This is a genomic window from uncultured Brachyspira sp. (assembly GCF_944390595.1).
GTDB lineage: Bacteria > Spirochaetota > Brachyspiria > Brachyspirales > Brachyspiraceae > Brachyspira.
In genome coordinates this window covers 1-11,121 of sequence record NZ_CALXRN010000024.1, presented here as the reverse complement: position 1 = coordinate 11,121, position 11,121 = coordinate 1, and the positions used below count along the sequence as shown (strand labels likewise).

Here is an 11,121-nt window from a genome sequence, read left to right as displayed (position 1 = left end):
AGTTGGATATTTAGAAATATCATCTTTTAATGTAAATGATTCATATTCTAATAATTATATATATAATTTTCAAGTAAAATATTATGATAAAGTATTTAGAAATAGTGATATATATGGAGTTTATTTAAATACTAATAGTTTTCCAGAATATGTAAAAGAAATAAAAATGGATAATAATATAGGTACACCATTCGGAAATTTAATTAGTTCTAAAGAAATAAGAGAAAATAAAATAGATAATGTTAAATATACTCTTAAAGTTAAAATTGATATATATTTGTTATTTTTATTATTAAATTTGGTATTATTAATATTTCTATATACTATAGATGATCTTTATTTGATTATAATACGTAAAATATTTATTAATCATAACAGTTTTAAATATTTATTTTTATTAATTATATTTTTTGTTGTTATGATACCTTTATATTGTATTTCTATTGATTATACATTTATTTTTATAGTATTATTATATTTAATTTATTTATTTTTTATAATAAAAAATTATTTTTGTTGTAAAAAACATACAATTTATAACAATATTGAATATAAAATAATTTTGTTGATTTTTTTGATATTTTTAATAACACCAAATTTTATATATAATTTAATACCCAATATATATGTTGATAATTATGAAAATAGAAATTTGAAAGAAAAACCTAATTTTACTATAAATAACTACACAAAAGAATATGAAGATTATTTCAATGATCATTTACCTTTTAGAAATAATATTATTTATTTAAAAAGATATTTAGACTATTATATATTTAATGATTTGATAGATAATAATGCAATATTGGGTAAGGAATCTAATTTATTTATAAAAGCAGATGGTATTGTAGATGATTTTGTTGGTAATTATTATTTTAATGATAAGGAATTAGAAATAGTAAAAAATAATCTATTATATGTTAGAGATAAATTAAGAAAATCAGGAATTGATTTTGTTTTAATGATATGCCCCGATAAAAATTTTATATATTCAGAGTATATGCCTGATTATATTAAAAGAAAAACAGAATTTAATTCAAGTGATAAATTTATTGAGTATATAAAAAATAATACAGATATAAAAATTGTTTATCCAAAACAAGAACTATTAAAATATAAAGATAAATATATATTGTATTATAAATATTCAGATTATAGTCATTGGACAAGGTTGGGAGCATATATTGGTTATTATGAGTTAATGAAGCTGTTAAATTTTAATATTCCTCATATAACTAATTCAAATATAAAATTATTTACTACCCTAACAAATAATTATTTTCCTTTTATTGGAACTTATGAAGATGATTATATAGTAGATAATTACCATTCTAATGGATTTACTAATGAATATAGTATGATTATAACAAATAATTATATAAAATATGAAGCAAAAAACTATTCTGAGAATAAAAAGAATATATTTTTTATAAGGGACTCTTATATCATAAATATGTCTAATTATATAGTAAAAGATTTCAATAAAAGTATTTTTGTTTCAAATTTCTATGACATTACAAATAGATATTCATATATTATAAATGAAGATACAGATGTTGTAGTATTTGAAACAGTTGGAAGGTATTTTTATCATAGGCTTTTAGGAGCAAAATATTATATATTAGGTGATATTTATTAAATAAGTTATATATCTTGACTTTTATATTTATTCATTTATAATCATCTCAATCTTATTTACTATAATAGGGTATATTGGTTTATGGAAAAAAATATTGTTCAAAATAATGTAAATGAAAAAATAAATGATATAAACAATAAAATAGGCAAAATATTAGAAAATAATTTAATATCAAATTTAATTATTATTGCTATAGGTTTTATCGCATCATTAGCAATGACTATATATTCTTATTTAAAAATTGTAAATATTGCTAAATTAATTGATGGTATTTATTCCACTAGTAATTCTAATATTTTTTTTATAGACATATTTTATTTCTATATATTTTATTTTTTCTGTTTTAGTTTGATATTCAATATTAATTCAAAGTTTAATTTAAGAAATATCATTATAATATTTTTATCTTTCTTATTTGTGCTGATTATAAATTTAAGTACTAGTTTTTTTACTGCAATTGCTTCTATTGATAATATTGAGCTATATTCACAGTTTTATTATATTAAATATATATTTTCTGTTATAATATTTTTTATAATAATAGCTTTATCATATAATGGATTTCAAGTATTAAACTCCAAAAGTATATCAGAATTCTTTACATTTTCTGCAGATATATTAATATTTGCAGGCTTGATAGCAGGTATAGTATCAGCAGTATTTGGAATATTTGCAGCAATAGTTATATTTTTAATAAAAGATATTATAAGCAGTTTAGATGAAAAAATTATATTTAAATTAATATTATTATCAATATCATTCTTAAGTTCAATATTTCCTTTTTTGGTATATACAGTTTATAAGAAGATGAAAACTAATATTTCTATATATTTATCAAGAATATTAATGCCTTTTAGTTTATTATTTATATTTATACTTTTGATTCTTCTATTAATGCCTGATATAAGTCCTTATGATAACAGAGTAAGTTTTATACTTTATAATATTATGCTCGCTATAATTGTATTAAATATGTTCTTTATAAGAATAGATTATAAATCTAGCATATTTACTAAAGCTTTATATATTGTACTTCCTATAATAGCTATTATTTTTGATATATTAGTATTAACTTCTTCTTTGTACAGATTAATAGAATACGGTATAAGCCCAAATAAAATAATATTGATAGGTACAAATTTAATAATGCTAGGTAATTTGATTTTTATAACATTTTTTAATATAAAGTCTATACTAATAATATTCAAAAAATCTGATAATATTCCAAATATAAAAGAAATCAGTATTGGAAATACTAAATCAGTATTTTATATATATATTTATGGAGCTTGGGCTTTTATAGCATGTTTTATAATACCTGTAGTTTATGCTTTATTTAATTGATTTTTTTAATATTTATTATCCATATAATTTAATTTTATTATCTTAATATTTATTTTGTATTTTTTATAATTGTTAAACATATATAACATTTATAAATATATTAGTATAAAATTAGTTTACATATTCTTAAAAAATGTAAATTCTGTACAAATTTTATTTACAAAAAATTGACAATATCAATTATATTTATTATACTTCTTATTAAAATGAATACTTTATTAGGAGTTTTTATGAAATATAAGATACTGATATTTGCATTAATATTTTCAATAAGTTTATTTGCAAAAAGTGATATACCTATTATTGATGCTGCCGGAAAGGGAGATATAAATAAAGTAAGAACACTTATAAAAGAAGGAGCTAATATTAATCAGCAGGATAGGATAGGGGAGAATGCATTAATAGAAGCTGCAGAGGGCGGACATATAGAGATTGTAAAATTATTGGTAGAAAATAAAGTAAATTTAAATCTTAAAAGCAAATGGGGAAGAACTGCTTTAATGAGAGCTTCTTCAAAAGGCTATGCCAATATAGTAAAAGTTCTTGTTAATGCAGGAGCTGATTTAAATATAAAAGATAATAGAGGAAGAACAGCATTAACTTATGCTAATCAAAGAGGACATAAATCCATAGTGCAGATTTTAAAAGCTGCTGGAGCAAAATAAAATTTATTTAAATATATAGGAGATACATTTTATGAAAAAAATTATAGTTTTAATTTTTATGGCGGTTTTTAGTTTATCTTTATTCTCTCAGCAAAAAAGGACTCCATTAATGGATGCTTTAGAAAATAAAGATACTAAAAGAGCTATAGAATTAATAAATTCCGGAGCAGATCTTAATACAAGAGATAGAAGAGGATAAACTCCATTAATAGAAGCAGCAGAGGAAGGTTTGCCTGAAGTTGTAAAGTTATTAATAAGCAAAAAAGTTAATTTGAATGATGTTAATAACAATAAAAGAACAGCTTTGATAAGGGCGGCAACTAGAGGGTATGCTGATATAGTAAAATTATTGGTTGATGCTGGAGCTAATATTAATATAAAAGATAAATATGGTAAAACAGCTTTAACTTATGCTAATCAAAGAGGACATAAAAATATAGTTAAAATTTTAAAAGATGCAGGTGCTAAATAAGAGTTTATTTTTTAAGGAAATATATTTTATGAAAAAGATTTTAATTTTATTAATAGTTTTTAGTATAACTTTATTATCACAGCAGAAGAGAACAGCTTTAATGGATGCTTTAGAAAAGAGAGATGTAAAAAGGGCAATAGAGCTTATTAATTCTGGTGTAGATATAAATACTAAGGACAGGATGGGAGAAACACCGTTAATAGAAGCATCCGAAGAAGGGCTTACAGAAGTTGTTCAGCTTTTAGTAAATAAAAAAGTAAATTTAAATACAGGTAATGTTAGAAACAGAGCAGCTTTAAGCAGGGCATCTTCAAAAGGACATACAGAAATAGTACGCATATTAGTAAATGCTGGTGCTGATGTTAATATAAAAGATAAATATGGTAAAACAGCTTTGACTTATGCTGTTCAAAGAGGGCATAAAGATATCGCAGAAATACTTAAAAAAGCAGGTGCTAAATAATTTTTATAAAAAAATAAAAAAAATTATAAAAAATATTAATTTTTTTATAATTATTACTATTTATAACATTGATAATAAAACATAATTATAATATAATTTTTTCAAAATTTTTATTTGGGGAAAATAATTATGAAAAAAATATTGTCTTTGGTTCTTGTTCTTATGGGAACAGTATTTGCAGTATCATGCAGCAACAGCGGTCAATCAGCAGCTGCTACTGATACTAATGCTGCAGACACTAATGTATCTATAGCACCAGCAGCAGCTGGTACTATTATGGTTACAGATTTAGTAGGTAAAGAGTATGCACTTACTAATATGTATGAAGGAAAAGAAGTTACTATAGCTTTTCCAGAAACTAATATGGTAGGCGGAAAATCAGCTGTTAATAACTATTTCAGCGAATTTTCATTAAATGGAGATAAAATAACATTTAATGCATTAGGTTCTACTAAAATGGCTGGTCCAGAAGAAGATATGGCAGTAGAAACAGAATATTTACAAATATTAAGCGGTGCTGATACTATTTCTTTAGCTGGAGATGTATTAACTATTACTACAACTTCAGGTACAAATTTAATATTCACTTATAAAGGTGTAGTTGAATCTCCTGCTACTAATGAAGCAGCTGCTGCTAACAATTAATATTAATTAAATTGCTGTACATTAAGACAAGATAATAGATATTTCTATTATCTTGTTTTTTTTATTTAAGTATTTTTTTTATGACTATTGACTTTTATGTTCAGTAGTATAATATATGATATATTATTATCTTATTATGTTTATAAAATAATTTGGAGTAATTATGCAGTTAATTAAGTATATTTCAACATTATTATTAGCTTTTATTTTTATAATATCCTGTTCCGGTTCATCAATGCCATTCAAAGAATACAAAGATGCAACCGCATTAAGAGATAAAACAATCAGATATGATCTGCAAAACTATTCTAAAGAACAATTTGATATAGCAGAAGCAAATTATTCTGAAGCGGCAATACTTATAGATGAGAATAAAGATCCTAAAAAAGCAAAAGAATTGCTTACAACAGCATCAAATGCTTATCAAACAGTATTAAATGAAGGACTTCCTAAATATGCTGCAATTCTAAAAGAAGAAACATCAGTAGAAAGAGAGTATTCAAAAGAAATAAAAGCTTATAAAGTAGATAAAGATAATTATGAGTTGGCTGAATTAAATTATTTAAATGCATTATCTGCTTTAGGTACAAACAATTATGAAGAGGCAGTTAATTGTCTTTTAAATGTAAAAAAATACCATAGTAGAGCATATTTTACAACTAAAAAAAGATATGATGAGAGTGCTAAGGCTTTAAAAGAGGCTGATGCTAAAATAAAAGAATTAGAAGAATTAAGAAAATCATCTTCTAAATAAATTGATTTTATGAAAATTTGGAGCTTATAAAATGAAAAAGGGTTTATTTTTATTTATTACTTTGTCTTTATCATGTTTTTTATATGGACAGGAGACTAATAATAATATTTCTGAGACTGAAGAGTATAAATTAGCACAAAAATATAGAGAAATGGCTATAGAAGCCCATGATGCCGGAGATTATGATAAAAGTATAGAATATTCTAAATTGAGTAAAGAATATTCTGATAAAATCATATCCGGATACGGTATTTATCAATATGTATTAAATAGCCAAAAAACTGCCGAAGAAATATTAAGTTTATTTGAAGAAATAGGCGGAGATACTAATAAATTAACATCAAATTTATATACTTTATCGGTAAAAGATATTAATTCTGCTAAAGCTATGTTTAATAAAGCTACAAATGGAAATGATTATACAAATACAATACTTGAATACAATAAATCAGCAGATAAATCTGAATTGGGATACAATATTTTATCAATAGATTATAGAAGAGAGTATTTAATTAAAGAATCTGTATTGACTAATGGCGACAATAATGATGTGAAGATTACATCTTTAAGAGATGATGCTAAAAAGCTGCTTTCTGATGGAGATTATACTAATTCTTTAACAAGTTCTAGAGATGCTGTAAGCATTCTTGATGAGTTGGAAGCTCCTTTAGCTTATGCAAAAGCTAAGGAAGCTGCTGATAGAGCTAAAAAAGACGGTCTTAATGAAAAGGACCCTAATCTTTATAATGAAATTTCTGAATCATTAGCTTCTGCTTCTAAAAGTTTATCTGAAAATAATTATTCTGATTCTTTAATGTATTCGCAAAATGTTCTTAATTTGCTAAATGTAAGGGAAGATAGTTCTTTAGCTATGAACAATAATAATGAAAATACAGATAATAATGCTGAAAATAATACAGATAATACTGAAAATAATACAGACAATGCCAATTATGTTTATGACGGCAGTTTCCCTCAATATTATGTAGTTAGATTAAGAGATATGCATACAGATTCATTATGGCTTATAGCTTCTTATGATTTCATATATGGTGACGGAAATTTTTGGACAAAAATATATCAAGCCAATAAAGATCAAATAGCAGATCCTAATCTTATAACAGATGGGCAGATATTACTTATACCTAGCCTTAAAGGCGAAACTAGAAAAGGAACTTATGATCCTAATATAAAATATGATAATATCAATGATATAACAGCAAAAGATGAAGTAAAAAAAGATAATGCTGCTGCTGATGAAAAAGCTAAGGCAAAAGATCAAAATACAGCATCTGATAAAACTAAATAATTGTTATTAAAAAAATTATAAATATATAAATAAATTTAATAAAAACAATTACGAATATATAATTTATATGGTTATATTATAAAAATAATTAAGAGGTGGTATATTATTAAATGTTAAAAAAAGGAAAAATAATTTTAATAGCTGCTGTAACAATAGTTGTATTCGCTACAGTATTGATAGCACAAAAACCTAAGGCTTCTAAAGAGCATTTGTTTATTGAAACAGATTATGGTACTATAGAAATAGCTTTCTTTCCAGAAAAAGCACCAAAACATGTTGAGGCGATTAAAAAGTTAGCTAATCAAGGTTTTTATAACGGAACTCGTTTTCATAGAGTTATACCTGGATTCATGATTCAGGGAGGAGATCCTGAAAGTAAAAAACCTAACAGAGCTTTACATGGAACAGGAGGACCCGGTTTTGTTATTCCTGCTGAGTTTAATGATGTTTCTCATAAAAGAGGTATATGTTCTATGGCTAGAGGAGCAAGCATAAATAGTGCTGGTTCTCAGTTTTTCATTTGTGTAGCAGATTCAACTTTTTTAGATGGTCAGTATACAGTTTGGGGAGAAGTTGTTAATGGAATGGATGTTGCTGACAAAATAGTAGCATTAAAAAGAGATGCTAATGATAATCCTTTAGAACCTGCTAAAATGAACAAAGTTTATGTAAAAACAGTTAACTAATTTATAAGGATTTATATAATGAAAGAACATTTATTTATTGAAACAGATTATGGTACTATAGAAATAGAATTCTATCCCGATAAAGCACCAAAGCATGTTGAAGCTATAAAAAAACTTGCTAATGAAGGCTTTTATGATGGTGTTAGATTTCATAGAGTAATACCTAGATTCATGATTCAAGGAGGAGATCCTATTAGTAAAGATGCTACTAAAAGGCATTTACATGGAACAGGCGGCCCTGATTTCAACATTCCTGCTGAATTTAATGATGTTCCTCATAAAAGAGGTATATGTTCTATGGCTAGAAGTCAGCATCCTGATAGTGCTGGTTCTCAGTTCTTCATCTGTGTGGCAGATGCTCCTCATTTAGATGGTGAATACACTGTGTGGGGCAATGTTGTTAATGGAATGGATGTTGCTGATAAAATAGTATCATTAAAAAGGGATCATAATGATAATCCTATGGAAAATTCTACAATGAATAAAGTATATGTAAAAGAAGTAGAATAATTAATTTTATAAAAAGCAAATAAAAAACGAGTCTTTTATAAGGCTCGTTTTTATTTTATATAATATTAATATTTATTATTAATATCTTTTCTTTCTGTCATGTCTTTTTTCTTTTTTGCTATATTCTTCCTCAACATAATCAGCAGGTTTTTCAAGCAATGCCTTTCTGCTTAGTGAATATTTTCCGCCTTTAACATCTATAATTTTTACTTTGACTTCATCTCCAATTTTCAAAACTTCTTCCACATTCATAACATGTTTATAGGCAAGTTCTGATATATGGCAAAGTCCTTCTATTCCAGGTAAAAACTCAATAAAGGCTCCGAAATCTTTAATATCTTTAACTACTCCGTCATAAATCTCTCCAACCTCAGGGTCTTTAACATAAGAGTTTATAAGTTTTATAGTTTTATCTAATGTAGGAGTATCAGGGGCAAATATATTTACAATACCGCTGTCTTGTATTTCAACATCGCTTCCTGTTTCTTCTATAATAGCCTTGATATTTTTTCCTCCAGGACCAATTAATATTCTAATTTTTTCCGGATTTACATCCATAGTTTTATATTTAGGAGCAAATTCTGAAACTTCAAGAGCATTAGATATAGTAGCCTCAATTTTATCAAGTATAAAATATCTAGCTTTTTTAGCCTGTTCCAATGCTTCTTTTAATATTTGAGCAGATATTCCTGTAAGCTTAATATCAAGCTGGAATGCAGTAATACCTTTGCGTGTTCCTGCAACTTTAAAATCCATATCTCCCAAATGATCTTCAACACCTTGTATATCTGTAAGTATTTTATAGCCGTCTTTATATGTGGCAAGCCCCATAGCAATACCGGCAACGCTGGCATTAAGAGGAACACCTGCAGAAAGCAATGACATAGTAGAAGCACAAATTGTAGCCATTGATGATGAACCGTTACTTTCTAATATTTCAGCTACAACTCTTATAGTGTAAGGGAATTTTTCTTTAGAAGGAAGTACAGCATTGAAAGAACGTTCTGCTAAATTACCATGTCCTATTTCCCTTCTTCCAGGAGCACCATAACGTCCAACTTCTCCAACAGAGAAAGGAGGAAAATTATAATGAAGCATGAATGTTTTATTCTCTTTACCGTATATATCATCCATTAATTGAGCATCTTTTTCGCTTCCTAAAGTAACTATAGATAAACATTGAGTTTGACCTCTTGTAAAAAGACCTGAACCATGTACTCTAGGTATCAAATTAATCATTGTACTTATAGGTCTTATTTCATCCAAAGCTCTTCCGTCCGGACGCATTTCTTTTTCTACTATAGCTTCTCTAACTATTTCTTCCTCTATAGAATGACATATACCTTTAACTTGTGCTATTAGTTTTTCATCTTCTACTTTAGTTTTTATATATTCTTCTATTTCATTGAAAGCATTGTCCATACTTTCATTTCTTTTAGTTTTATCAGGGTTATAGTTGGCATTTGATATTTTTTCTTTACCATACTCTGTAACCATATCAACTAATTCTTTATCATATTCAAATAATTCTTGTTCTATTTTTTGAGTACCGCAAAGAGAAGCCATTTCATTTTGCATATCTATATATTTCTGCATTTCTTTGTGGGCAAGTTCTATAGCACCTATGAATACTTCTTCTGAAACCTCTCTAGCTTCACCTTCTATCATCAAAATAGCATCTTTACTTCCAGCAACAATAATATCTAAATCGCTGGAGATAAGTTCGCTGTTTTTAGGATTTATTATATATTCTCCATTTTTATATCCAATTCTAACAGCTGCAACCGGACCGCTGAAAGGTATCCAAGATATAGTAAGTGCTGCACTTGAAGCTATTAGAGCCAAAGCATCTGTAGGCATGTCGGCATCAACTGAAAGAACAGTTGGTATTATCTGAACCTCATTTCTGAAACCTTCTGGAAATAGAGGTCTTAGAGGCCTGTCTATTATGCGTGAGATTAGAATTTCTTTATCTCTAGGTTTAGCTTCTCTTTTAAAGAAACCTCCAGGAATTTTTCCTCCAGCATAATATTTTTCATTATAATTAACTGTTAGAGGGAAAAAATCTGATTCTAAATTAGGCTCTTTGGCAGCAACTACAGTAGCAAGTATTGTAGTATTTCCAAGTCTTAAAGTAACAGAACCATGTGCTTGCTTAGCTAGAAGTCCAGTCTCTAATATTAATTCCTCTCCGCAAAAGACACTCTTAACTGTGACCATATTATACTCCTTTATAGCCGAAAAAAATATACCAAGAAAGGTATTAAATTTTATAGCTTGTCACTTTTTACTATTATTTTCTTAATTTTAATTTCTGTATAAGATTTTTATAAGCTTCTATATCAGTTTTTCTTAAATAGTTAAGAAGTTTTCTTCTTTTAGCGACCATTTTTAAAAGTCCCATTCTAGAATGATTATCCTTAGTATGAGTTTGAAAATGACCTTTCAAATAAGTTATGCGATTAGTTAAAAGTGCTACTTGAACTTCTGTAGAACCTGTATCCTTCTCATTTTTACCAAACTCTTTGATTATTTTTGCTTTTTCGTCTGCTGTGATAGACATTTTTTTGTTCTCCTTTTGAAATATTTTCTTATCTTTTTTTCATCATTTTCTAATAATTTTTTTACTTCATC

At 26.2% G+C, this 11,121-nt stretch carries 11 protein-coding genes and 2 pseudogenes; 10 read left to right on the top strand and 3 right to left on the bottom strand.

Features of this window, described 5'->3' with window-relative positions:
- The 10 genes and pseudogenes from Q0J90_RS01330 to Q0J90_RS01285 form a co-directional block, all read left to right on the top strand.
- The coding region (locus Q0J90_RS01330) for a hypothetical protein (protein ID WP_297276199.1) at positions 1 to 1,639 on the top strand (1,639 nt) is incomplete at its 5' end.
- An 81-nt stretch (positions 1,640 to 1,720) separates the two neighbouring features.
- The gene (locus Q0J90_RS01325; RefSeq protein ID WP_297276198.1) at positions 1,721 to 2,983 is read left to right on the top strand and encodes a hypothetical protein; all 1,263 of its coding nucleotides are present in this window, start codon (positions 1,721 to 1,723) and stop codon (positions 2,981 to 2,983) included.
- A 230-nt stretch (positions 2,984 to 3,213) separates the two neighbouring features.
- Positions 3,214 to 3,648 (top strand): ankyrin repeat domain-containing protein, encoded by a 435-nt coding sequence (locus Q0J90_RS01320; RefSeq protein WP_297276197.1) that lies wholly within the window; start codon positions 3,214 to 3,216, stop codon positions 3,646 to 3,648.
- A 31-nt stretch (positions 3,649 to 3,679) separates the two neighbouring features.
- A pseudogene (locus Q0J90_RS01315) lies at positions 3,680 to 4,120 on the top strand (ankyrin repeat domain-containing protein).
- A 28-nt stretch (positions 4,121 to 4,148) separates the two neighbouring features.
- Positions 4,149 to 4,583 (top strand): ankyrin repeat domain-containing protein, encoded by a 435-nt coding sequence (locus Q0J90_RS01310; protein WP_297276196.1) that lies wholly within the window; start codon positions 4,149 to 4,151, stop codon positions 4,581 to 4,583.
- A gap of 129 nt (positions 4,584 to 4,712) precedes the next feature.
- A complete protein-coding gene (locus Q0J90_RS01305; RefSeq protein WP_297276195.1) occupies positions 4,713 to 5,228 on the top strand; it encodes an META domain-containing protein in 516 nt (171 codons plus the stop codon).
- A 163-nt stretch (positions 5,229 to 5,391) separates the two neighbouring features.
- Positions 5,392 to 5,982, top strand: a complete 591-nt coding sequence (locus Q0J90_RS01300; protein ID WP_297276194.1) for a hypothetical protein — start codon at positions 5,392 to 5,394, stop codon at positions 5,980 to 5,982.
- Positions 5,983 to 6,013: 31 nt separating this feature from the next.
- Positions 6,014 to 7,291, top strand: a complete 1,278-nt coding sequence (locus Q0J90_RS01295; RefSeq protein WP_297276193.1) for a hypothetical protein — start codon at positions 6,014 to 6,016, stop codon at positions 7,289 to 7,291.
- A gap of 110 nt (positions 7,292 to 7,401) precedes the next feature.
- The gene (locus Q0J90_RS01290) at positions 7,402 to 7,977 is read left to right on the top strand and encodes a peptidylprolyl isomerase (protein WP_297276192.1); all 576 of its coding nucleotides are present in this window, start codon (positions 7,402 to 7,404) and stop codon (positions 7,975 to 7,977) included.
- Positions 7,978 to 7,995: 18 nt separating this feature from the next.
- A complete protein-coding gene (locus Q0J90_RS01285) occupies positions 7,996 to 8,487 on the top strand; it encodes a peptidylprolyl isomerase (RefSeq protein ID WP_028329568.1) in 492 nt (163 codons plus the stop codon).
- A gap of 78 nt (positions 8,488 to 8,565) precedes the next feature.
- Here the strand turns inward: Q0J90_RS01285 and pnp are convergent, their stop codons facing one another.
- The 3 genes and pseudogenes from pnp to Q0J90_RS14680 all read right to left on the bottom strand — a co-directional run.
- Positions 8,566 to 10,707, bottom strand: a complete 2,142-nt coding sequence (gene pnp / locus Q0J90_RS01280; RefSeq protein WP_297276191.1) for a polyribonucleotide nucleotidyltransferase — start codon at positions 10,705 to 10,707, stop codon at positions 8,566 to 8,568.
- 73 nt (positions 10,708 to 10,780) lie between these two features.
- Positions 10,781 to 11,050 carry a 30S ribosomal protein S15 gene (gene rpsO, locus Q0J90_RS01275; RefSeq protein ID WP_028329570.1) on the bottom strand — a complete coding sequence of 90 codons (270 nt, stop codon included), beginning with the start codon at positions 11,048 to 11,050 and terminating at the stop codon, positions 10,781 to 10,783.
- Positions 11,017 to 11,121, bottom strand: a pseudogene (locus Q0J90_RS14680) (bifunctional riboflavin kinase/FMN adenylyltransferase); the annotation flags it as partial. The gene rpsO and the pseudogene Q0J90_RS14680, both read right to left, overlap by 34 nt.